This window comes from Bacillus sp. RCC_6_1 (genome assembly GCF_041360755.1).
GTDB lineage: Bacteria > Bacillota > Bacilli > Bacillales > Bacillaceae_G > Bacillus_A > Bacillus_A cereus.
This window is the reverse complement of record NZ_JBFUPV010000016.1, coordinates 70,478-95,226: the sequence shown is the minus strand read 5'-3', so window position 1 is coordinate 95,226 and position 24,749 is coordinate 70,478. Positions and strand designations below refer to the sequence as shown.

Below are 24,749 nucleotides of genomic sequence, written 5' to 3'. Positions count from 1 at the left end.
CACTAAACTCAAGAAAAATTTGTCCGTTTAAACTTGTTCTTGAAGTACCTTTACTTCAATATATTAAAGTGAATAAACAATATGTTTCAACTTTTCTCCTATGCTGCAATACTATAAAAATAAAAAGGGAGGAATTATGATGAGCATTTTCAACATTCTTTTAACCATCCACATATTATTTGGAACGATATGTTTAATAACTGGGATAATAGCGATGGTTGCTCAAAAGAAGAAAGGTAAACATACGGAATGGGGTGAAATATATCACGCATCCTATGTCGTTATCACCGTTACTGCCATTATATTATCCATTATAAACTGGGATAAAATCGCATATTTATTTTATGTAGCAATCTTCTCTTATTCATTTGCGATTTATGGATACCTTGCACGAAAAAAACGTTGGAAAAATTGGCTCCATCACCATATTAGAGGTATGTTAGGCTCTTATATCGGTGCTGTTACTGCACTTTTAGTAAATGTCGGTATTCATATTCCCTTAATTAATTTATTGCCGCCTATATGGTTTTGGTTTTTACCTACATTAATCGGTATTCCTCTCGTAGCCAGTGTATCAAAAAAATATAAAAAGCGTAGTTAAACTTCATTACATTTTCGTTACTTTCTGATGATTATTATGAAAAATCATACTCAATGTAATATTTTATTTATAAATTCAAGATCGTATTGCTTTAAGTTAGTCACTTAGCGCTAAATAAGAAGAATCCAATAACAGTATTGGATTCTTTTTCAAATTTCATTTCAATATCGGCTTTATGCATTCAATGATCTTACCATTTGGACCAAAAACCATCTTTGTATACTTGTGGGTACTTGTTTTATTGGTTCAGTGATAATTACACCATTATAGTTTAAGATTGTAATAACGAATGTAAACGATCCGGGTAATTCGTAAACATCCCATCAACGCCCCATAAAAGTAACTTTTTCATATCTTTTTCATTATCTACAGTAAATGGATGAACTTCTAATCCGTGTTTCTTTATTCTCTTTACATAAGCGGAATCAATATATTTATAGTTCATCCCAAGACCGATGCAGTATGTTTTATACTTTTTTATCTCTAATTCAGTTAATTGAACTGCCTTTTTGTAAGGTAGTAATTGTACTAGCGGTAAAGTAACATCTAAACTATGAATTTTTTGCAGACTTTCTTCACTAAATGATTGAATAATAACGTTATCACTTATTTCGTAGTGCTTTATAATTTCTAATAGCTTCTCTTCCATACCAGCGTATTCATCTGGTGATTTTGTTTCAATATAATAGTTTGCACCATTCCCGAACGTTTCAATAATTTCTTCTAGTGTTGGGACTTTAGCATCTTCAAAGACTTTCTTTGCTAAACTTGGATGCTTTTCATTGAAAAAAGAACCTGCATTAAGTTTCTTTATTTCTTCTAATGTATGTTCCTTAACTAGACCCGTACCATTTGTAGTGCGGTTTACTGTTTCATCATGCATAGCTACTAAATGTCCGTCTTTTGTCATTTGAAGATCAATTTCTATATAATCTCCTTTTAATTGTTGTCCTAATTTATACGCTGCTATTGTATGTTCCGGCGCATACGCAGAAGCGCCTCTATGTGCAATGTTTTTTATATGATTTGCTTGATTAATAGCTTTCGTGTACTTACGTTCATCTACTTTATGTAAAACGAAAGTACCTAGTAATATAATGGTGCAAATGATTGTAATGATATATATCTTTTTCATAATGATGTATTAACTCCTACATGAAAGCAATTTGGATCGAATAATTTATTCAATTAAATGTCGATTTTCAAATACAGTCATTTGTCCAACAGATTGAAAACCAGCCTTTTTATAAATATTAATCCCATCAGGTGAAGCTTGTAATACGCATTGAGCAACTTTCAATTGTTTTGCTTCTTGCAGCAAGTAATTAAACATAGTGGAGCCAAATCCTTGCCCTCGCATTTTTTCTTTAGTTGCTATATCATAAATACCAATACTATCTTTTGTACATACTAATGAACCAACAGATACGACTTCATCTTTAAAAATCCCTAAATATAGTTTCATATTTTCACTATTCCATAAATCGAAAGAAGCAGTTTCATTATAAAATGTTTGCACATGTATACCTTCCTCTGATGTACCAAATAGATTAGCTAACGTTTCCCCAAACTTTTTAATTTGTCCTAACGAAGATGCTCTTTGTATCGTAAAACCTTCTGGCATTTTTATTGTTGGTTGAATTGTCTTTAAGTCTGCTACCATCGCAATATTTTGTTCTGCTTCTTTTAAGCCAAGTTTTATTAATTCGTTTTTTATAGCCTGTTCATAGCTATTATCCCAAAACCAAACACACATTGGAAACTTCTTTTTATTATAGTTGTTTATCACTTTATATAATTTCTCAATGTCTTCCGTTACATCATTGTTTAGTAAAGTAATGATATTAAATGTATCTGCAGGTAAACCACAATCTACAGCAATGTAGTCCTTCGTTTCTTTTACATTCATTCCATGTACATGACGCGCAATATATGACGTTTTATATGTGAAGTTATCTATTAATAACTGTTTATAATTCATTCTTTTTTCTCCTTTCATAAAAATTCGTATTCAAATCGTTCAGTATTAAATATAACATATACGAAATGTAACTATTTCTATAAAAATATCTCTATAAATCACTCTATACGCTCTGAAAGAATTAAAAATGATATAACGTTGTCGGAATGAAAAAAGTGGTATATAATAAATATTAACATTACTAGTAATTATTTTAGGTATTCCTAGAATAAAGGAGCGATACATATGAAAATTACTATTTATTTCGGAAGTCATGAAGATCAAGATGTTCGTACTATGGACTGTCATTTAGATGTAGAAGATACAGAAGAGATTGTTTCTGTATCATAATATAAATTGTAGGGATGAACCCTCTTCCCTACAGCGTTTAAGGCACCCTTTACAGGTGTCTTTTTTGTTGTTTTTTTCGTCAAAAACCCTTTACTTTATAGCGTTTTAATAGTAAAATATAAATATACGAACAAACGTTCTTTTTATTTTAATTGTACATGAAGGGATGATTTTTACAATGGCTCAAGCAAAGCGCAGAGGAAGAAAAAAGCAAACACCTATCATTTCAAATACAGGCTTTATCGGCTCTGTCTTTATTGATACATTGGAGTTACAAAAGAAATCCTATTATTTCGCTCGTAAAAAACTTCAAATTGTTCATCACGTACTTGATGGCCTCTCTGGGGCAACAAGTTCTCTATTTAAAGAACATAACATTTCAGCATACATGTCATGTGTGTATTTACATAAACAAAAGAAAATCGGCTTTGTTCTTTCAACGAAACCATTTGAACAAAGTGATGGTATTGCTTATTTTGTAAATTATTTAATCGAAAAGAATTTTTACGGTAATGATGAAGAAGTAGAATATCAAGAAGTATTTAATACAGGTTTTATTGGTGTAGTATTCGCTGATTTATGTAGTATAGATCGCTTTAATTTCGAGTTTGAAATGGGTATGTTAACGAAATTAATGAAAGATATGATTATTCCGGTTAAAGAACTCTTTTTACGCCACAATGTACCGGCTTACATCTCCACTTCTCATTTAGAAGAACAAAACAAATTAGGTTTCGTTTTATCTGTAAAACCGTATGATGAACGTGCAGAAGCAGATTTATATTTTGAAGCGTATTTAAAAGAGCGCGGGTTATTTATTGGTGATGAAGAAGATGATATTGATAAGATTGTTATTAGAAAAACAGCTGAATTACGATAGAAAAGCGCAGGATGCTGATCCTGCGCTTTTTAAGTTACGTTAAACACTATAATCTTTTGAATGAATTTCTAAATTTAACTTATTTGCTAAAATTTTATTCAAAGTAAAAAATACAATCCCTCCTGCAATGGGAAGCGTGTAGGCTGGAATGAAATTTAATAACAGTCCTGATATTGCAAGTGCTATTGGCTGCATTATTTTACCTAAGCTTAATCCAATACTAAGAACTCTTCCTCTATATTCTTCAGGAATCTCATTTTGCATGAAATACATTAAAGGAATATCAATTTGTGCTATCATAAATCCTAAAAAGAACATAATCATGCAATACGTAGTAACATATACCAAATTATTTACTACAATAGGTTTAAATAAAACAGGTATTCCTGAAACTATCATAAAAATTGCCAACATAAAACTTATTTTTTTCAATAGATAAGAATAAGAAAAACAATCAGTTATCTTTTTTACTAATATTGCACCAACTATCATACCTATCGGAAAAGTCCCTTGAATCATACCAAATTGCTTAGAATTAAGATTGAGAACTGTGTTAATAATGTATGGCAACGGAACGGTTACAGCAAAGCCTAAAAAGAAATTAAGTGAAATTAAAATACTAAAAGTATTTTTTAAGCTTTTCCGCTCCAATAAGTAAGAGTATCCCTCCTTTATATCTTCAATAAAATTAATTTCTCTAATTGAACATTCCTCATTTATGTTTTGCTCGCACAATTTAAAGTTTATAAACAATATGGATATAGCCGAAAGGATAAATGAAATACCGTTAATAATGATAAAAGTTTTTATATCCAAGATTGCAAAAACAATGCCCCCTAACATAGGCCCTAAAATTAAAGATATAGAATCGATAATTTTACTTATAGAATTAATACTCATTAACCGTTCTTTAGTAACCATATTCGGTTTTACGGCCTCTAATCCTATTCCAAAAAACGTTGTAAATACTGTCATAAGAAGGGTAGTAGTATAAATAATGAATAAGTTTAATCCATAATAGTTGCTTAATATATAAACAGTTATTAATAAGCACCCGCTTAATACATCCATGCAAACGACGAGTTTCTTTTTATCAACCTTATCAGCAATGACACCGGCAAATGGATTCATAACAATCATTGGAATCGTTCCTAATATGAGCGTAATCGCAAAATTTAACGCAGATCCGGTTATTTGTAAAACATACAATCCTAATGCAAAACTATAAATAGAGCTACCGAATAGTGATACTGTTTTTGCAATTGAATATAAACAAATATTTCTTAGTTCTTGGTTTCTTTTTTTATTTTCTATATGTAATCGTAAACTTCCCATCACTTTCCCCTCACTTTTCTTTGTATTACATAAAGTGTAAATTCTCGGGTTAACCCAATATCAATACACTATGTTTAAAAATTACTACAAAGAAATGAAAAAAGATGGGGTTAACCCCGTGCACATCAACTGAAGATATTAGTGCATCCTACAACGATAAAAAATAAAATAATTAATAAGATCACATGTACAAATGCTAATTTTTTATTGAAATCTAAAAAGTAATATGGTATCTTCTATTACATTGATTAATTACATATGAGAATCATGTATAACTCCAAGAATATGGCTTGGGGGTCTCTACCAGGAACCCAAAACTCCTGACTACAAAATGCGTATTATAGCGTTTGTAGTCAGGAGTTTTTTTGTTCTAAGGTAAATAATGACGAGAAGGGATTACAAAAAATGAATTTCAAAGTATTTATATTAGCTTTAGCAACGATAGCGGTAGGTCTTGTAGAGCTTATCGTTGGAGGAATATTGCCAGACATCGCTAAAGATTTTAATGTTTCATTAAGTTCCGCTGGTCAATTAATTACAATTTTCGCCTTTACTTATGCAATAGCAGGTCCTGTATTATTGATTTTCACAAGTAAAGTGGAAAGAAAAAAATTATATATTATTTCACTTTACATTTTTCTAATTGGTAATCTACTTACTTATTTTAGTCCGAGCTTTACTTTTATGATGATAGCAAGAATTTTAACTGCTATGAGTACTGCTTTAGTTGTAGTACTTTCCCTAACAATTGCAGCTAAAATTGTTAATCCCGCTTATCGAGCAAAAGCATTAGGATTAATTTATATGGGTATTAGCTCTTCACTTGTACTAGGAGTACCACTAGGCATATTAATTTCAAACACATTTGGCTGGAGAATTATTTTTTTATGTATAGCTATTTTATCATTGGGGTCTATTATCTTAATTTCAGTATTTTTAGATAAAATACCTGGAGAGGAAAACCGAACTCCTTTATCTATCCAATTAAAGGCCGTTTGTAGTCTTAAACTAGGATCTGCCCATCTAGCTACCATGTTTATGTTAGCAGGACACTATACTCTATATGCTTATTTTACTCCTTTTTTAGAAAATAAGTTTCACCTAAGCCCTTATTGGATTAGCATATTTTATTTAGTGTTTGGTATAGCTGCAGTAAGTGGAGGAGCGTTTGGCGGTGTATTATCAGATAAAATAGGCGCTCAAAAAAGTATTGTGATAGTTATTACTCTATTTGCTCTAATCTTATTTATATTACCGTTTACGGCAGTTTCTATTATCCTATTTATTCCTGTTATGATAGTTTGGGCTGCATTGAGTTGGGGGCTTGCACCACCTCAACAAAGTTATTTAATCCAAACTGCCCCGGATACGTCAGATATACAGCAAAGTTTTAATAATTCAGCCCTACAAATAGGAATTTCACTCGGCTCTGCAGTTGGAGGTATAGCTTTAAAACAAGTACATAATGTCGCCAATATGGCCTGGGTTGGTGGATCTTTAGTTTTATTATCTTTAGGTTTGGCTATCTTTTCTCTTACTAGACATACACCGACAAGAGACTGTCCAGTGAGTGCTAAATATGTAGATTAACATTCTCCTTTTCTTTAAATCACAAAAAGTATAAATCAACATAAAAAGTCCAGTTTTATAACCGGACTTTTTATGTTGAGGTTAACCCCATCTTTTTCCTAAAAATGAATATGTATAAATTTCTTCACCTTGAACAAAGAAATCCTCGTACTTTCCGCCTTGTTTCAAATAATTTGAAGTACTTTCATCAATCGATTGAAACTGTAGATTTTGGATTTCTTTCGTTACTTTTACAGATGTAAAATTCTCTCTGAGTCTAGGTGCAATTTGGCTATTTATACTAAATTTATTAAATAAAATAAACGAACTTAATAAATAACTATTGTGTTTAAAAAGAGAATTTAATTCGCACAATAAGAACTCCTCATGTTCAAAACTATAATTACTTGTACCTGATTGATCAATTACAATATCAATAGAATAATTCTGAATAGGTATGTTTAGAAAATCGGCACAGATAAATACAATATTTCTTTTCACATTTCTTCTCTCAATTACATCTTTTAAAAGTAAAAGTTTATTCAAATCTCGATCAACAGCAATATATAAACACTCTTCCGGTAGTTCTTCATAAATATTTCGTAAAAAGAATCCAATACCAGATCCTAAATCAAGTAGTATTTTTTCATTTTATATATTTGTTTATACATACTTCTTTATTATTTTAAAAAATCCTTTCATCACCCTATACAAAATTATTTATACTATGAAAAAGATGTAATTAATTTTAGGGTTCCGCCACATACCCATTAAGCTAAGCTTATATAAGTTTAGCTACTCCTTTTTTAATCTTGAATTTAAAAAAGAGTAGCAGGTAGTACGTTTATGTCTATATATCTAAAAACTGTGAATTCATGTATGAATTAAAAACTGCGGCGTAAGTACTACAGTTTCTTCCTTTTTCATTGAGTTTAAAATATTTAAGGTTCCGCACTTTTATTGTAGAGGACTTGTACTACGCGTTCATAACAATTTTATAGACATTTAGGATTTTGTTTTATGGGAAGCATTCTTGCTGTGGAATCGGGATTATAAATATAGATGAACGTGATTCAAATCAAAAAAAGGTACTCCTAGAAGTACCTTTTTTACTATTCTATATGTGCGAACGCTTTCAAAATTATTGGATATAAATTGATGTACGCATTGTATTAAATGGTGCATTTATAGATGTCTTTTGGTACTCAAAGGTTCCTTGTTGGTGTCCAGAAGCATCCCATTTATAATACCAGCCAACGATTGGTCTTCCCCCAATTATAGTGGAATCAATACTTTTTACATTAGAACCATTCATTTTAGCAAATGGGTTTTGGCCATAGCCCATTTCTTTCGTTGTAATATATAAATATTTTCCCCCGTGGTTACGCGATGTGCTGAAGCTGTTCTGATTAATTGTTTCTACCCCGCCTAGCTCAGACTCTACTTGTACGACGTTTAGTGAAGTAAGTGGTGCTGCTGGTCCAGCTGAAGCTTCTGTTGCCATTCCTAATCCGACGAACGCTGTAATTGCTAACGATGAAATCCCTAGTGCTGCTTTTTTAAACATAAAAAACATCCCCTTCCATCTATTGTTTTTTCTTTCATTGTCAATATAATCCTAATAATTTTATATGTAAATAGATTGTAGCTGTATAAATATTAGTGTGAATATTCTATTATATATTTCTGCAATTCTATTACTCAATATGAATGATTTACAGTGTAAAACGAAATACACATTACAAATTGATTCTATTATTTTCATTATTAGCTAGCGTATAGCGAATTTAAACCCTATGAACCATTGTTGCTATTTTTTTAGTTCATAAACAGATGCCTATATTTCTTGTTACTATATAATAATGTTACACCAAACTGATATCAGTACACATAGAAACAATAAAAGAGAGCATATTTTAAAAGATTTATTAAAACATGCTCTCTTTTATTAATTTGAATGAATCTTTCAGTAAAAAAGTACATTGATTTGTATCCTTTATGTAACAAAAATAATCGTTTTAAAAATCTTGTTTTTATGCTTTTTTCTATTATTCTTAAAGATAATTTATTGAATATTCTTATTGTACTCTAATTGATTTTGAATTCCTGATCTATCAATTTGAATCCAATACTCTGAAATTTTCCCGTTTTCTATTCTATACACTGCACTTGCTATTTGAATTATAGGGAGGCCTGTAGGTTCATACCCATCTATTTCTCCTATGTGTGTACCTACTTGCTTCCAGCGTACATATACTTTACTATCTTGTACTAATAATTCTTGAATTTCTAATGAAAAGTTTCCATATATTCCTATCATCTCTCTTACATGCTCAGCATAATCTTTTGGCGATCTGTATACTGTTTGTTCCTCTTCAGATATAACTTGATGTGCCAATACTTTATCTGCCATATATCGATTTGAAAAATCCGGATTACTCCCTGAACGCACTTCTTTAAAGAAATTTCTAATAATTATTTCCGGTTTCATTAAACATCCCCCCTTAAAAATAAATCCAATTCTAATATCACCTGAATATATCGGATAAGTGTTATAATTCTCATCCTCACTCTTTCTTAATAAACATGTCAAGTTTGTAGTGTTGACATTAAAAATTGTAAATTTGCTTAGGATTTGCTGAGCATTGATTTAAACATGCAATATTTAATGTTTAAATCAATATATAATGATGTATAATAAATAAGAACTAATCAACATTTTTCGTTTAAGATAGTCTATCCATCTCTTACTACCTAATGACCTCAAATAAACGCTATTCAAGTCATGTTAAGAGGTACCAAAGACGCCCATATGGGCATCTTTGGTGTAAAAACACCTTATAGTATGTAAGGTGTTTTCTTATTTACTATATCTGGAATACCTCTATTTGAATAGTAAAATGTGGCTTAAATTTTACCTCGATTGTTTTGTTTTCTACACCGCCTTGAACATATAAGGAGTTACTACGAGTATAGATTCGTTTTGCCGATTTCATCTCGGCTTCAAAGATACATTTATTTTCATAAGACATGTACAATGAAACAGTTTCCACGTAATTCTTGTTATGAACGAATATCGGAATTTTTGAAGGTTTCAATGAGGCTGGTGAAGCTATCACTGGCATGACCAGTCTTCATGCCGCGCCTGAAGACTTCCAAAACAGTTGCTGGCAAAGCGATGTCGATGCCGGCTTCTTGGGTAGTATGAACAACGTGCTCAACGCTCGCCAAGCCCATTGCGAGTCTGTCCACGTCACCAGGGTGCTCCCCCTCGTCGAGACGCGGGGTATAGAACTCTACGAATTTCGGGAGTGACGACATCATCGCCGAAGCGTATGGTAGGAATTGCTCCGCCGTAATGCCGTTTGCGTTAGCGATTGCAAGAGCATGTAGGTAACTTAGCATTGCTGTCCAGAATATATCCATCTGTATCTGATAGTATAGCATGGCTAATCCGGGGTCCTCGCCCCGGTAATCGGTACTTGTTAACACTTTCAAGGTCTCCCTGTGAGCCTCGAAGGCCACTCGATCACCACTATAGTATGTGTAAGATTCCGACTTACCTATGCCTGACGGTGGAACTTGCACCCCTCCAGTAATATGCCAGGCTCCACGGTCTTCCAACCATTTAGCCGCCTTACGAGCTTTCTCCGGAGTATCCGAACTCAAGTTAACGAGCACCTTACCGAATAAGTTCTCAGAGACGGGTTCAAGAATAGAGTACATCACATTGTAATCTGTAAGGCTAAGGATTACCAACTCGTTAGCAGCTAACGCCTCGTTGACCGTGGACACCCTGATGGCTCCTTTTGCTACAAGCTGGTCTGCTTTACTTGAAGTCCGGTTCCACACGGTCAACGAGTACCCGTATTCCAGAAAAACGTCTGCCATCGCCTGACCCATCGGCCCTAACCCTATGACTGTTACTGATTTTCGGTTCCCAACCGCGTTTGTAGTTTCAGAACCATTTTTCTCATTTTGGCTATTACTTTTCAATGAAAAAACCCCTTTCAGGTGAAATTAAGTAAATCATAAAGGATTACACTAGTGTCAATGTCAACACAAACAAAAATGGCCCCGGAGCAATTTATCATGCTCGGGACCATTTCTACATTAAACAGTTCTCTTTTTCCTAATCGTTAAAGCGATTTGCCTCTCCAGTAATCTCTTTAATCCATGAAGTGCTTCGATTTGATAATTCACATTACTTAGCTTTTTTTCATACGTTTCCAGCATCTCTTCGCAATATTGATATTCGTCAGGATTTGCCGCTTCGCTCTTGAACAATACTTTAATCTCATCTGCTGTTAATCCAAGCTTCAAGTATAACTGAATCGCTTTGACTCGTTCTATGGCCGATTCGTCGAAATCCCGGTAATCGTTCTCCAACCTATCGGCGTTTAGAAGTCCTTTATTGTCATAATGCCGGATGGATCGTATGCTGACATTGGTCAATCGTGCTAGTTCGCTTATTTTCACTCCTAACAAGCCTCCTTGCATGCTCATAATAAATTGATTATACAACGGCGATTTTCCATTATTATTTGCCCTAAATGAACTTGTAGTATTTGTAAAATACAGTTTTTCATAAAAGGAACTTAAAGAAACTCTAACATAACAAACAGTTCACAATGGAGTTTGTGAATTTTTCCCGAAAATATCCTTTATTTGTGATACAAATCCTGGTTCTAGATTTTGAACTACCCTCCATGATTTATATACACAGTTTATGGACATATTTCTAGCTAAAACGGACGAAAAACTCACCCATATGAGAATATTTTAGGTGTTGTTTACGAGTATACTGTATTAAGAGGGCAAAAAACTGTATAATTTTTAGAACTAGCCAGGGCTTATTTATCATGCACATTTATAAGAAAATACTCCTTTTTTAAATGCTTTTATTTTGGTAAACGAAAGCCTTTTTTAATTCTGTTCTTAAGTTAATGGCTATGTAAGGTGACCCCTATTATAAAAGTACGACATTAATACTTCTTTTGATTGATATAATGTATAATAGCGTCATATAAAAATTCAGCTAAGTCTTCATTACTAAATTGATTTATATAATTTTTAAATCGATTATCAAATTTATACGTATTTGCAATACATGTCAACATTTCAGAATCACATACAATAGATTGTTCGAGATAACTTTTCCACTCTACAATTAATTGCTGTACTTCATCGGAAGTAGGTGATTGATTAATATAGGAAGCAATTTTTCTAAACACCCTTTCCATTTTTTGTTCGAATTCGTGAAATAAGTCCGCTTTTTCACTAGGAGAGAGTTCTTTCAGTTTCTCCTCAAATTCTTTGTATTTTTCTGTTTCTCCATAGATGAATTTCGCTTCATGAGCATATTGTTCTTGTAATGGCAAAATAGATGAATTATTAAAAATATTTAAATTGTAGATATCCTTTCCTGATACATACTCATCCACCGCAGTAATAACTGTTTCTAAATGTTGTTTTTTTAACAATAAAGTTTGGTTATGCTTTTTTAATAATTGTAGCTGTTCTTCTCTTGTAAGTTTCAAAACTTCCGCAATTTCCTTTAGAGAAAAGTCCATTTCTTTAAAAAATAGTATCATTTGAAGTCTTGCTAAACTGTTCTTATCATAGAGTCGATAACCATTTTCCGTTAAGTAAATTGGCTTTAATAAATTTATTTTATCATAGTATTGTAAGGTTCTTTTTGTTATGCCTGTAATTTGCACAATATCTTTAACCGTTAAAAATTGTTTCTTCATCCCAAAATTCCTTTATTTCATCTAGTATTTGATTGGCAGGAGTTATTGTGGCTTCAAAGATATTTTTACCTGTTTTTTCTAAATAGTATTTAATTAAATAGTATCCACAGGCATAACCAGCAGCATAAGGCATATCGACTGGTATATAGTTTTGAAGTTTTGCTAATTCATCACCATAAAGATACGGTGCAATTTTATCAAATCCTGTTAATTGTAATTGATCCTTGAGCACGGGTTTGATACGTCTATTAAGCATTTCCATAGTTGTTTTCGATACCCAAGGTCCGAGTAGATCTTCCCCAAAAATAGAAGTAGCAAAATTTTCTGCTAAACCTTCACTAACAATTAATTCACCTAAAGTAACAGTATGGTCCCACTGAATAAATTGATATCGAACATTATGATTACATTCATGTGCTAAAGCAGCTTTCATTCGAGGGATTGTGTATTCATTTGGCAAAAATGTACACAAAATATAACCAGGAATACCTCCATCACCACTATACCCTTCATTTAACATTAATGAAGGACTATTGGGATTCCCTAATAGAATCGTGAATACGTAATCAGATACACGAAGGTTCACATCATACTCTCTAAATAAATGAAGGCTTTTCCTAACAGCTTCTTTACACTCAGACCAAAAAGAATCTGACGAAATCAATTCTAGTTCTGGTGTAATCTCATTTGTAATCTGATTAGGAGAAATGCTCATTATATTATTCAATGTAATAACATCAAAACCATTTGGCTCCTCAGCTTTAAAAGGAACATATTGAATTTCCCATTTCCCCATAAACGGAGCCAACATTTCTTTCCTGTATAACTCAACCTTTTCCTCTTTTGGAGCTTGTAAAATTTTTCGGTATATTCTATCTGACCGTAATGATTTTATATTCATTTCTTTCACTCCTTATTTAATATAGTTAAAATTATGCACTATGACGTTGCGTTATAGTCAAGTGCGTTAACTAAAAATATAGCAAGAGAATGGGATTAGGTGTTTTTTTAATATTAATAGGACACTTTCATTTTTAATTACCTTGGCTTAGTTTGGATGTTAAACATATTTAAAAATATCTCCAAGCCGACTTTTAAACAACCTTATTGGGGTCCCATCACATGCCTATCAAGAATTGATTTTATGAAGATAAAAGAAAAGATTTTAGGTTCTGGTGCAAACCTTCAAAATATCTGCAGTACCTCCCCATACTTGGACATACTGATACTAGTACTCTAAAAAAAGACATGTTAAGTGTGGAAAAGCAAAATCTATTCAAGTGGAAACATTATCAACCTGATATTATTTTATTAACCATAAAATGGTGCCTAAGTACAGCCTCAGTTTTCGGGATTTAATCGAATGGTAGAAATTCATTTTGTTCATAAGCCTTATTTCATTAAATGGGTCCTTTAGTGGAGAAACTTTATTGCTACCCAGCAGTTCCTTAATTCGCCTTACAGTGCAGATCTTCTTTTCACTATAAAAACATCCTTTTAGATAAACTGATTCAAAGGGGCAAAACGTCGCGACTTTATTTCAAATTTAGATAAAACCTAATAATAAACCCTCCCTTGTACTAATGCTCATGGATAGATAAGCCGATACGACCGAAGTAATAATAAATAGCATCCAAAGGGGATTGTCTTGTATATGTTCAAAGCTTTCATGGATCAGATCTTATCCGAGAATGCAAAGTATACCTATAGTTTGTACAAAGAAAAGAATACGGATATTTTGTAGATTCCATAGTACAAGTCTTTCAATTACTGCTAGGTTAAGGGGAACCATCGATTTCTAAGCTCGCTGGAGATATGCCGGGATCCAATTTAATTTTAATTAAAGAAAAACCCGTGAATTATTCACGGGTTTTTCTTTAATAACTAATTGCTATTGTTCCTTCACCTGCATGAACCGCAAATGAAATTGGTAATGGATATAATTTGAAATCCATTTCAGGGAATGCTTGTCTAATATCTGCAATCCATTCTTCCGCTCCAGCTTTATCATTAGCATGGAACATATGAAGTACTTTTGGTAATTCTTTTTCAAGTTCATTTTTAATATATTCTCGACATTTTTGGATTTTACGAACTTTCTTTTCAAGTAAAAGCTCTCCACCTTTTACTTCTAATATTAAGTTAACACTTAATAAACTTCCAAGTAAAAATTGCATGCCCTTTACACGGCCACTTGCATATAGACCTTTTAAACTCTTTGGGAATACATGAAAAGGTCTTCTTTTTTCATCTACTAATGTTTTGTGTATATCTTGTAAAGTCATACCATCATTGTATAACGATTTCGCTTTTCTAATTAGTTCATCCATTGGATAACTTGTTGTTTCACTGTCTAATACCGTTAATGGAAAACCTGCCATTTCTGCAGCTAACTTCATATTTTGATAGGTTCCACTTACTTTTCCGCTAATAGCAACTGCAAATCCTTCTTCATATTCTTCTTTGCATTTTGTAAATAACTCTACCATTTCCCCAATATTAGGTTGTGAAGTAGTGACTGTTTTACCTTCGTTTAACGCATTATAAACCCTTTCACGTACACCTTCTTCACAATCTTTGTACGAAATTCCATCAATAATAACTTCGATTGGGATAACAAAGTTATCTCCTTCTGTTTTAAAATTCGCAGTTGTACTATCAGTAATCCAAGCAACACGCTTCATGTTGTTCCTCCCTTAATTCAATTCCTCTTTTCTAATTTTTCTATATATTTATGTTATGAAAAGAGAATATCCCTGTAATAGTAACAGGACTTTATTGTTTTGGCTATAGTAGATGTATATTAAATGTGACTATTTCTTGTCTATTTCACAAATAAAAAAGAAAATCAAGGAATTTGCTCGATTTTCTTTTTATCATATACTATTTAAAAGTTTCATTATCTAAAATTACAACATAATCATTCGTTAATCGGCCAGCTTCTTTTGTATAACTAACAAGCCTTTGTATATTATCACAGCAAATTTTTGCTCCCCATACGAGTAACGGTACGCCAATAAAATCGATATGGAACCTTCTAGAAAACAGCCCACCGAAAGTCATTGGTAAAGGTACGGTTGGTGATGTATTAGAAAAAATAATCTTTTCATGACTTTGATAATGTTTTTGCAAGATTTCTCCTAAATGCTTCATCGCTGGTACAACAACTTTTGATGCGCCGCATCCAATCGTATATACAGGATGACCATGTTCATCTATGCCATGAAAAATAATTTTTCCCATATCTTCTGTTTTCAATTTATTAAAGTAATCTACATTCAAAATTTCTTCTTTCGTTAACTTGCGATCCGTTGGTAATTTATTTAAATGATACGCTGCAGCTAGTGAGGTAGTATGTGTTCCACCAAAATCTGTGTAAATGTATATCATATTATCATCCCTTGTTGTAAAAGTTCAATGTTAATTAGTATTACCGTTCTTAGCAATGTTAAACAAGGGATGAATGTATTTACGCTTTTTGTGTTAATTCATTATATTTTTTCCAAATATAATAACGTCTACTAATCACAGTGCCTAATGTAATACATAAAAAGGCATTTGTTACAACCATTAATGTCTGGTGCGTACTACCCGAAAACATACTTTGTTTAATCATAATTTTTGCTCCTAAAATAACAAGAAGGATTATTGTACTTACCCAATTTCCTTTTCGTAGTACATGACCTGTTTCACTATCTAATCGAAATGTTAAAGCTCTTCCCCGTATAATCCCAAGACATAAGCCAATTCCAAGCATTACAACAAACAGTAGTCCTTGCAGCAAAGTTATTTGTCCCATATGAATAATGGATTGAACTGTTACAAAACACAACAAAGCCGGAATGAGCCAAATACGGTTTATTTTCACTTTTCGTTCTTTACTTTGCATCAAAACAATAATAAGAACAACAAGTAAAATATCCATTTAGAATCCTCCTATAAACTTGTTTATCTTTAAAGATTATATTCTCCTCTTTTCATTCCATACTTGAAATACGATAGCTACTTTCAAGTGTAAGATGGAAAATGTGATTTCTCATCAGCCTTAAGCATTATTTATAAAAATAAAAAAACGTACTTTTTACTCGTACGCCTTTAATAACTCGTTTAAACTCCTATTTATCAACTAATTCCACACCTTTAGAATTAGCTTTACCCAACACTCGAATGTTAAATTTATTAATAGCTTTTAAAAAGATAATATAAATACAATATCCAACAATAGAACCTATAACATTACAGATCACATCATCAATATCAGTAATACGTCCCACTCCACTAAATAAAGACTCAATTAATTGTAGCAATTCAATACTAGCTGATATAGAAAATCCTAATAAAATTGTATTTTTGAATTTCTTATATTTATCCCATAGGATTGGTGCTAAAAATCCTAAAGGCATTAATAATAAAATATTCCCGCCTACATTTCTTACAATTAGACCAATCATAAATAGGGTATCTCCATCATAAGCACTACCAATTTGATTGATGTCTTTAATAATTGATGCGAATGGTATTATATTGACCGAGCGATTCAGATTTTCAATATTAAAAGGAAAACCGATTGGTAAAGGGAATAAAGTTACTGCAACAACCATACAAATGTAGATCACAAATAAAAAACTTATTATTTCTTTCCACCAAATTACATGTTTTGTATTTTTGGTACCAATTAATATTCCACGTACAATTAAATAACAAATAACTCCTAAAATAATAAACACACTACCGTTAATCATATACAAATTGTTAACACATCCTTTCATATGAATTAATAATAAAAATTTACAACTATATAGTAATGTTTTCTAATTTAAAAATCCATATAATTATATATAATTGTACAGAATTACAAAAAAACTTATTTAATAAATAAAGGGTTCCTCGTTAACTAAAATATTTTTCAAAACAGAAACAATCATGAACCCGTTTAAATTATTTTCGTATCTCTTCTTTTAAATCCATATAATTAAAAAGCTCTTTCTATTTCTGTCATTAATTTTTCAGGTCCTGCCCCTTTATTCGACGTAATAACTAAAGTTATTCCTAATTCTGGATATATAGCCGAGCGAAAACTGACGCCTGGATCATATCCCATTACATGATATTTGAATACCTTGTTCTCTCGTGTTTCAATCCATATTCCATAGCCGTAGGACTGTTTATCATTTACTTGAATGTGAGGAGTTAAAAGTAATTTTGTATATTCCTTTCCTAAAATTTCATTATTAAATAGGGCCGCCCAAAATTTCAGCATGTCTGGCGCAGTAACATATGCACCTCCATCAGCTCCTCCTTTTATCGGTATAGAGTAGGCGTTTGTTCTCCAATTTTGGTTGGTTTCGTCCTTTATATATCCTAGAGCTGTATGTCTTGGTAATCTATCTAACGAAAAATAGCCAGAATCATTCATGCCAATCGGATTAAAAATGTTCTTTTCTATATACTCCGTAAATTTAAGTCCCGTCTGTTCTTCTATTATTAATCCAAGTATGATAAAACCTGCATTGTTGTAGTGAAACTTAGTTCCAGGTGCAAACATCATATTACTTTTTTGGAATAATGGTAAAAAGTCTTTTAAGCTCTTTAATAGATACATAGGTGTTTGTTTCCAAAGATCTTCGAAGTTATCCATAATACTTTCATCAAAATAATCTGGTATACCAGCGCTATGCGTTAGTAGTTGATGTATTGTAATATCTTCATCGAAGTTTGAAAATTTTATCTCTAGACAATCTTTTAATTTTGTATGAAAAGAAATAAAACCTTTTTCAACAAGTTGACAGATGCCAATTGCAGTGAAAATTTTACATCCTGAGGCAATGCTAAATCTTGTTTGTATCGTATTGTTTATACATTCACTTTGGTTTGCGTAACCCAAAGCTTTTTCATAGACTAAGTCTTTTTCTTTTTTTACTAAAACTACTCCAGAGAAATCTATTTTCTTTTGTATTTCTTTTATAATTTTATCAATTTCATCTTTTGTTTTTATCACGACAACCACCCTTATCTTTCGGTATTGTTCTTTCCCCTTATTGATTTTTCCATATAAAGGGGAAAGAACCCTTTTATTAAATACGATAAATTGTTAATGAGAACACAAAGTTCATTTCGAATTTATCCCGCTATTTGTGGGCAGTAAGACCCCCATCTCAAAATTCAGCGAAAGCAAAGAAGTTAAGTGGGGACCCTGCTGCCCGTAAAAGCCCGCTTGGTGAGGGCTGATAATCAGTGGGGGGGATGCCCCCTGATTAAAGTTTCACTTTATTGATTCAGTAAAATACAACTTAGATTGTGATGGGAATAAAGTAAACACACACAAGACGATAGTAATAAATAACATGATGAATGAACCTACAATAACTACAAGTTGTATAGAAATGAACTGAGTCGCAACACCAGATAATATTGTAATAAAGATTGTTACTAACGCAATAACAAGTCCATATATACTCCCGATCCGTCCCATTATATGAACGGGAACGTTATTTTGGTAAAATGTATAAAATCCTGTATTTGCATATGCCATAGAGAAAGATAAAATAAAGAATCCAATAGCAGCTATTAAAAATACATTTGAAAAAGCATAAATTAAATAACCAATTGCGATGAATAATGATCCTATTCCAATTAGAAATGAAGGTGCTAATTTCTTTGATAAAATTGTATTTGTTATGGCACCTAAAATAATTCCTGCACCAGCTATACTAACTAGAAAACCGTATTCGCTATCTGTTAGTAGTAATACCTCTTTCGCAAACGATAGTTCAAGTGAATCAGTAGCAGTTGCTAATACGAACATACTTTGAAATAAGAAATACACACATACGACATACACATGTTTTCTACTAAAATTTATAACAGTGTTCCAATCTTTTTTTAATACTGTAAGAGATAATGTATTACTAGTTGTATCCAAATCTTCTTTCTTATCAGGATTAGGTAAAAGTAATGTAATGAATCCTGATAAGAGAAATGCTATAGCATTTATATATATAGCAATCTCTGGTGTACTCGCAATTAATAAAACCCCTGCTATCGCTGGACCAATTAAAAATGCACCAGATCCTATTAAACTACGTAATGAGTTGAAACGTTGTCTTTGTTCTACTGGAATTAATTTCGTCATATACGTCATAGCAGTTGGCTCATAAATTGCACTGGCCATACTTATAAAGAATACAAATACATAAACAATCCAAAGTGACGGAAGTAAAGGTAAAATAGCGATAAATAACGCCCGATATATATCGAGGTGAATCATTAATTTCCGTTTATTTAAACGATCAATCATACTCCCAGACCAAGCGTTTGTAAATAAAGTGGCTAATGGTTTTATTACATATAAAGCAGCAACAGCTAAGGCTGATCCACCCATATTATAGACAAGTACATTCAGTGCTATTAAGTAAATCCATGCCCCTAAATTCGCAATACCAACACCGGACAGTAGTAATAAAGGATATTTCCAATCTTTAAGAAAGTTTTTCATTTTTGGCCCCCGCTTTCCAAATTGTTTTAAAACAATAAAAAAATCCCACCCCCAAGACTTTTAATCTTAGGGACGAGATTTATCATCGCGGTGCCACCCTAGTTTGTTAATATGTCACCATATTAACCTTATCAGGTACTGCATTCTAACTCATGCTTATACCATAGCTCTATAACGGGAGCTCCCGTCACACCATCCCCTAATAATAGGTTCCGATGCGCTGCTCAGAGGCTTGGTTCAATAAAGAATTTTTACTCCTTTTCAGCTAAATGGAGCTCTCTGTAAAAAATTCATTTTATTTACTCTTCTCTTCACTGCATTTGATTTTTTCCATATTATCACAATTATTTTTAACTGTAAATAAAAAATAATCAGATATTTAATAACGTGTCTCTATTAATTCATTTATTTATTGTTTTTTCTGAAAATTACGGTGCGTGAAATTACTTACAGCTCTAAAGAAAGAGCCATTTGCATCTAGCTCCTTCCAAATACCTGAATTAATTCGTATTCGCCTCTGTTAACGGTTGTAACGGCGGTTCTAATTCTAGTTCTAGTGTATCTCCTTCATGTAAATCTTGTCCTTTTTCAATACTTTGGCTCGTTACATAACCTGTACCAGAAGTTTTCAAATCTAATTTCAAAAGCTTAGAGAAATACATAACATCACGCATGGACCAACCTTTTACATTTGGCATTTGTGCGTTATTCCCTAATAAAAATATACGATCACCTTCACTCATTACCTCGCCAGACTGTGGATATTGTTTTATTATTTTTCCTTCTCCTAAAATTACCGGCTGTAGCTTCTCTTTTTCTACACTTTTCTCTGCTGTACCCATCGATTGATTTACATAATTTTGTACTTTTAATTGAGATTGTTTCGCTGCATCAGCTATTTGTTTTTCGGTATACGGTTTCACCTTTAAATATTCAAGGCTGTTTTTTATAACAGGTTTAAATATTTCAGCAAGAGGCTGAGCTCCATACTCATCTCCTTTTAACTTTGGCTGCTTAATAGCTAAGTATACGATTAACTCCGGATCATCAATTGGAGCCATTCCTAAAAAGGAGAAAATGTAATTCTCTTTCCCTTCCATATATCGGCCGTTTTCAGGATTCGGGATTTGTGCTGTTCCTGTCTTACCTCCAATTGGATAAGCATCCACTTTATACATTGTACCAGTTCCTTTTGAAGATGTTATAACACGCTCCATTAAGCTTCTAACTTTGTCCGCTGTTTCTTTTTTTATCGGATTCCCAATTTCTTTCGGTTGATTTTCCATAATAACTTCTTTGTTTGTTGGATTTACAACTTTATCAACGATATATGGTTGCATCATTTTCCCGTCATTTGCTATAGCAGTAGCCGCTTGGATTAATTGAATCGGAGTTACTGTAGAACCTTGACCGAAAGAAGTTGTAACCTGTTGAATTTGCGTATTTAATAATAAAGTATTTTTACTTTCTCCAGGTAAATCTATTCCTGTTTTTTGATTGAATCCAAATTTATTCATATATTGCTTAAATTTATTTGGTTTCAGTAACTGATCTTCTAAAATAGAAAAAGCTACGTTTGATGATCTTTCAAAACCTTCATCAAATGTAATTGATCCCCATCCAAATCCACCATTATGATCTTTTATATCAGAGGAACCAACGGAATATTTTCCAGATTGAAAATATTCTTTTCCGTTATATACACCTTCATTAATGGCAGCTGCTAACGTAAAAACTTTCATAGTTGAACCTGGTTCATATGCATTTGCAATCGGATCATTTAAAAAGTATTCGATATCACCTACATTAGGATTGTAACTAGGTTTACTAGCCATCGCTAAAACCTTTCCTGTTTTTGGATCAGCAATAATGCCAATTAACATAGAAGGATCATAATGCTCTTGTGCTTTGTTCATCGCTTCTTCTAAAAAGCTATTAATTTGTTTATCAAGCGTTAAATACACGTTATTCCCATTTTTAGCAGGTTCTACTTTACCTATATCATTTGTAAGCGGAATCCCCCTTCGTGTACCCACATATTCTATATTCCCGTTTGTCGAGCGCAAATATTTATCCAAACTCTTTTCAAGCCCAAACTTCCCTTCCGTATTCCCTTTATCATCTGGTCTAGCAAAACCCAGTATATAGGATGCAAAGTCTTCATTCGGATACACTCTTGCTTTTTCCGACATAAAAGATACACCTGGTATTTTTAAATCATTAATTTTTTCCTTCTTTTCCCTAGATAAGTTCCGACCAATTTTCCCAATTTCAACTTGCGTACGCCCTTCATGAAAGTTTTTTAATACTTCTTCTTTATCAATTTCAAGCGCATCGGCTAATTGTTGTGCGGTTTCATCTTTATTTTTCACTTTATCTTTTCCTTTTAAATTAACAACAACTCGATATGTTGTAGAATCTTGTACTAACACCTTTCCGGTTTGGTCATAGATAGTACCACGATTCGCTTCTAAAATACCTTTTTTATTATGTTGTTCATCCGCGAGGTCCTTTACATTTACATTATGCACGACTCCTACTGCCTGAATATAGACTATACGCAAAATCATAATAAGAAACAAAACAATAAAAGCAATCATCATATATCGAGCGCCTTTATTCGTTTGAAGTTTTTGCATACTTATCTCCTCTCTTTTGGAATGGATTCGTACGAAGATGCGTTTTATAATTTGAAGTTTTTGTTTACGATACTATATGTTTCGAAGTTTTCTTTTTAATTCCTTTAAAACAATACGAAACTAACTATTGTTATTTTTTGTTTTTGTTTTATTTCATTAAAATACGGTGCGTGAAATTTCTGAATATTAACTTCACCAAAACTTGATTGCATAGCACTCTAAACTCTTTTCTTATTTACTATAAAAAGTTCCCCTCTGGATTTCCAAAGGGGAACTTTTTATAAGAAAATTATGCGATATGGTTATATTTTGCTAAGAAAGGAATTCGTCTCGCTACTAATGCATACATTTTGAATACGAATTTCGCTATTGGTTCAAACATACGTGTACTTTGCATTACTAAACCGCTCGTAACAAGTGTTATGAAAGCTGCACCAAGTATATCTAAAGGATAATGAACACCTACATACATACGTGATATACCGACTAACACTGCCCATAATAGCGCGATATATTTCAGTTTTTCTCCTCTAAGAATAAATACGAAGGCGATTGAAAATACAAGTACAGAATGATCACTAACAAATGATGAATCTGCTGCATGTGGTACTAATTGATGTACATCATGTGATACGAACGGACGCGGATGGTAATATACCGCATGTATAAGAACATTTACTACTAATGCAATAATAACCGAAAGCGTCGTATATAAAACTGTATATTGTTTTCTAATTGCATTCTCTTTCTTTCCATTATTAAACCATAAGATAAGCATAAATAAAATGGCTACGTATGCAGCGCTATTTGTAATAGCAACCATTATCGTATCTAATAGTTTGGATGAATCAGCAAAATTATTAAACCACTGAAATACTGTGTAATTCATAATACTCTCTCCCTACTTACAAGTGTTCTTGATTTACACAGTATACAATACCATTATGAAAATGGGCTTAAACTTTTCTCATCTAATTCTCATTTTACTATTACTCATGTGACAATTATAAAACAAATTTTATACGCTATTTATGTATAAAGTTCATAAACCTTTATAATAAGGCGATTCGTATTTTTTTCATGTTTGGAATACATAACATGTTCATTTAAATATACTAATTGCAAAATCATATTTTTTAATTCATTTGAAGTACAATATTTCCAAATTGTTCTCCATGTTCCATACGGCTTAGTGCTCGAATTGCTTCTTCTAACGAGTAAACTTTATCAATAATTGGTTTAATTTGATGTTTTTCTATAAACTTTATCATCTCATTAAATTCCTCACGGCTACCCATGGATGTTCCCATAATATCAATTTGATTGTAAAATAGCGCGCGTAATGGTAATTCAATTTTATCTCCTGAGCTTGCACCAAAATTCACGATTCTTCCGTTTGGTTTTAATACATCAAAATATTTCAAAAAAGTTGCTGGACCTATACTATCTATTATTAAATCTACTTTTTCACCTTGTAAGCTCTCTTCCCAATTTCCGGCACTATGAAAAGAAATATCTGCACCATATTTTGCAGCAAGTTCCATTTTATTCTCTACCCTTGAAGTAACACTCACTTTTGCGCCAATTGCTTTCGCGAATAACATGGCAAATGTAGCAACACCACCGCCTATTCCCGGAATTAAAACGTGTTCGCCGCGGTTCAATCTACCTTTAGTAAAAAGCGCTCTATATGCAGTTAATGCGGATAAAGATAAAACACCTGATTCTTCCCAAGTAAGATATGACGGCTTTTCTACAACATTTTCAACTGGTACAATTACATATTCAGCAAACGTTCCATCTTTCGGCCCACCTAGCACTTCCGGTAACTCCGGTACTTCAGTAGCATGTTCCCATCCAATACTAGGATTAATAATAACTTCTGTATGTAATATGTTATCAGAAACACCGTTTCCAATTTCCGTAACAATACCTGCACCATCTGATCCTAAGATTAAAGGTAATTGCATTTCTTTTCTATTATTCATAATAAATAAATCCCGATGATTTAAGCCTGCTGATTTTAATTTCACTTTAACTTCCCCATCATTAAGTGCTCTCTCAGGTGATATTTTATATTCTACACCGTCAAACCCAGTTTTATATTGATGTACGATAGCTTTCATTATTATTCCCCCTTAATAATTTTAATGTACTAGAAATTTC

General features: G+C 32.4%; 21 protein-coding genes, 4 pseudogenes, 1 riboswitch and 1 other annotated feature. Of the genes and pseudogenes, 4 read left to right on the top strand and 21 right to left on the bottom strand.

Going from position 1 to position 24,749, the window contains the following annotated elements; genetic code table 11:
* Positions 1-139: 139 nt before the first annotated feature.
* A complete protein-coding gene (locus AB6801_RS27415; protein ID WP_000021728.1) occupies positions 140-601 on the top strand; it encodes a DUF2306 domain-containing protein in 462 nt (153 codons plus the stop codon).
* A 271-nt stretch (positions 602-872) separates the two neighbouring features.
* Here the strand turns inward: AB6801_RS27415 and AB6801_RS27410 are convergent, their stop codons facing one another.
* Positions 873-1,736: a glycerophosphodiester phosphodiesterase gene (locus AB6801_RS27410; RefSeq protein WP_097999655.1), complete on the bottom strand. Its 864-nt coding sequence runs from the start codon at positions 1,734-1,736 to the stop codon at positions 873-875.
* Positions 1,737-1,781: 45 nt separating this feature from the next.
* The gene (locus AB6801_RS27405) at positions 1,782-2,582 is read right to left on the bottom strand and encodes a GNAT family N-acetyltransferase (protein ID WP_001107075.1); all 801 of its coding nucleotides are present in this window, start codon (positions 2,580-2,582) and stop codon (positions 1,782-1,784) included.
* 496 nt (positions 2,583-3,078) lie between these two features.
* Between AB6801_RS27405 and AB6801_RS27400 the strand changes: the two genes are divergently transcribed.
* A complete protein-coding gene (locus AB6801_RS27400) occupies positions 3,079-3,792 on the top strand; it encodes a hypothetical protein (protein ID WP_002196556.1) in 714 nt (237 codons plus the stop codon).
* Between the two features lie 39 nt (positions 3,793-3,831).
* Here AB6801_RS27400 and AB6801_RS27395 read toward each other — a convergent pair whose 3' ends face one another.
* A complete protein-coding gene (locus tag AB6801_RS27395; protein WP_000535170.1) occupies positions 3,832-5,127 on the bottom strand; it encodes an MFS transporter in 1,296 nt (431 codons plus the stop codon).
* A gap of 247 nt (positions 5,128-5,374) precedes the next feature.
* Positions 5,375-5,474, top strand: a riboswitch (purine riboswitch).
* A gap of 58 nt (positions 5,475-5,532) precedes the next feature.
* On the opposite strand from AB6801_RS27395, the gene AB6801_RS27390 reads away from it, so the two are divergent.
* The gene (locus tag AB6801_RS27390; RefSeq protein WP_001009826.1) at positions 5,533-6,717 is read left to right on the top strand and encodes an MFS transporter; all 1,185 of its coding nucleotides are present in this window, start codon (positions 5,533-5,535) and stop codon (positions 6,715-6,717) included.
* Between the two features lie 81 nt (positions 6,718-6,798).
* On the opposite strand, the pseudogene AB6801_RS27385 reads toward AB6801_RS27390, so the two are convergent.
* The 8 genes and pseudogenes from AB6801_RS27385 to AB6801_RS27350 form a co-directional block, all read right to left on the bottom strand.
* Positions 6,799-7,347 (bottom strand): annotated as a pseudogene (locus AB6801_RS27385) (class I SAM-dependent methyltransferase); the annotation flags it as partial.
* Positions 7,348-7,837: 490 nt separating this feature from the next.
* Positions 7,838-8,263, bottom strand: coding sequence for a DUF4879 domain-containing protein (locus tag AB6801_RS27380; RefSeq protein ID WP_000472916.1), 426 nt, complete (start codon positions 8,261-8,263; stop codon positions 7,838-7,840).
* A gap of 498 nt (positions 8,264-8,761) precedes the next feature.
* Entirely contained in the window at positions 8,762-9,187 is a 426-nt protein-coding gene (locus AB6801_RS27375) for an ester cyclase (protein ID WP_000801679.1), read from the bottom strand.
* A 376-nt stretch (positions 9,188-9,563) separates the two neighbouring features.
* Positions 9,564-9,752, bottom strand: a pseudogene (locus AB6801_RS27370) (hypothetical protein); the annotation flags it as partial.
* Positions 9,753-9,759: 7 nt separating this feature from the next.
* Positions 9,760-10,692 carry an NAD(P)-dependent oxidoreductase gene (locus AB6801_RS27365; RefSeq protein WP_000841637.1) on the bottom strand — a complete coding sequence of 311 codons (933 nt, stop codon included), beginning with the start codon at positions 10,690-10,692 and terminating at the stop codon, positions 9,760-9,762.
* Between the two features lie 117 nt (positions 10,693-10,809).
* A complete protein-coding gene (locus AB6801_RS27360) occupies positions 10,810-11,175 on the bottom strand; it encodes a MerR family transcriptional regulator (protein WP_000703056.1) in 366 nt (121 codons plus the stop codon).
* A 506-nt stretch (positions 11,176-11,681) separates the two neighbouring features.
* Positions 11,682-12,449: a MerR family transcriptional regulator gene (locus AB6801_RS27355; protein WP_000743883.1), complete on the bottom strand. Its 768-nt coding sequence runs from the start codon at positions 12,447-12,449 to the stop codon at positions 11,682-11,684.
* The gene (locus AB6801_RS27350; protein ID WP_001022649.1) at positions 12,424-13,350 is read right to left on the bottom strand and encodes a DUF2268 domain-containing putative Zn-dependent protease; all 927 of its coding nucleotides are present in this window, start codon (positions 13,348-13,350) and stop codon (positions 12,424-12,426) included. The genes AB6801_RS27355 and AB6801_RS27350 overlap by 26 nt, the downstream gene beginning before the upstream one ends.
* 356 nt (positions 13,351-13,706) lie before the next feature.
* Between AB6801_RS27350 and AB6801_RS27345 the strand changes: the two are divergent.
* Positions 13,707-13,813: pseudogene (locus AB6801_RS27345) on the top strand (IS6 family transposase); the annotation flags it as partial.
* A gap of 513 nt (positions 13,814-14,326) precedes the next feature.
* Here AB6801_RS27345 and AB6801_RS27340 read toward each other — a convergent pair.
* The 10 genes and pseudogenes from AB6801_RS27340 to AB6801_RS27295 form a co-directional block, all read right to left on the bottom strand.
* Positions 14,327-15,133, bottom strand: a complete 807-nt coding sequence (locus tag AB6801_RS27340; RefSeq protein ID WP_000831921.1) for a DegV family protein — start codon at positions 15,131-15,133, stop codon at positions 14,327-14,329.
* Between the two features lie 199 nt (positions 15,134-15,332).
* Positions 15,333-15,839 carry a DUF3189 family protein gene (locus AB6801_RS27335; RefSeq protein WP_000639421.1) on the bottom strand — a complete coding sequence of 169 codons (507 nt, stop codon included), beginning with the start codon at positions 15,837-15,839 and terminating at the stop codon, positions 15,333-15,335.
* 79 nt (positions 15,840-15,918) lie between these two features.
* Positions 15,919-16,374, bottom strand: a complete 456-nt coding sequence (locus AB6801_RS27330) for a CcdC protein domain-containing protein (protein WP_097796960.1) — start codon at positions 16,372-16,374, stop codon at positions 15,919-15,921.
* Between the two features lie 190 nt (positions 16,375-16,564).
* A complete protein-coding gene (locus AB6801_RS27325; protein ID WP_000281849.1) occupies positions 16,565-17,197 on the bottom strand; it encodes a VanZ family protein in 633 nt (210 codons plus the stop codon).
* Positions 17,198-17,339: 142 nt separating this feature from the next.
* Positions 17,340-17,408 (bottom strand): annotated as a pseudogene (locus AB6801_RS27320) (GNAT family N-acetyltransferase); the annotation flags it as partial.
* Positions 17,409-17,421: 13 nt separating this feature from the next.
* Entirely contained in the window at positions 17,422-18,447 is a 1,026-nt protein-coding gene (locus AB6801_RS27315) for a serine hydrolase domain-containing protein (RefSeq protein WP_103653132.1), read from the bottom strand.
* Between the two features lie 264 nt (positions 18,448-18,711).
* Positions 18,712-19,944 (bottom strand): MFS transporter, encoded by a 1,233-nt coding sequence (locus tag AB6801_RS27310; protein WP_000787868.1) that lies wholly within the window; start codon positions 19,942-19,944, stop codon positions 18,712-18,714.
* A gap of 65 nt (positions 19,945-20,009) precedes the next feature.
* Positions 20,010-20,268, bottom strand: a binding site (T-box leader).
* Positions 20,269-20,444: 176 nt separating this feature from the next.
* A complete protein-coding gene (locus AB6801_RS27305; protein WP_097879668.1) occupies positions 20,445-22,583 on the bottom strand; it encodes a penicillin-binding protein in 2,139 nt (712 codons plus the stop codon).
* A gap of 289 nt (positions 22,584-22,872) precedes the next feature.
* Positions 22,873-23,472: an undecaprenyl-diphosphatase gene (locus tag AB6801_RS27300; protein ID WP_001110118.1), complete on the bottom strand. Its 600-nt coding sequence runs from the start codon at positions 23,470-23,472 to the stop codon at positions 22,873-22,875.
* Between the two features lie 247 nt (positions 23,473-23,719).
* On the bottom strand, positions 23,720-24,709 hold the full coding sequence (locus tag AB6801_RS27295; protein ID WP_097856704.1) for a zinc-binding dehydrogenase: 990 nt from the start codon (positions 24,707-24,709) through the stop codon (positions 23,720-23,722).
* Positions 24,710-24,749: the final 40 nt, after the last annotated feature.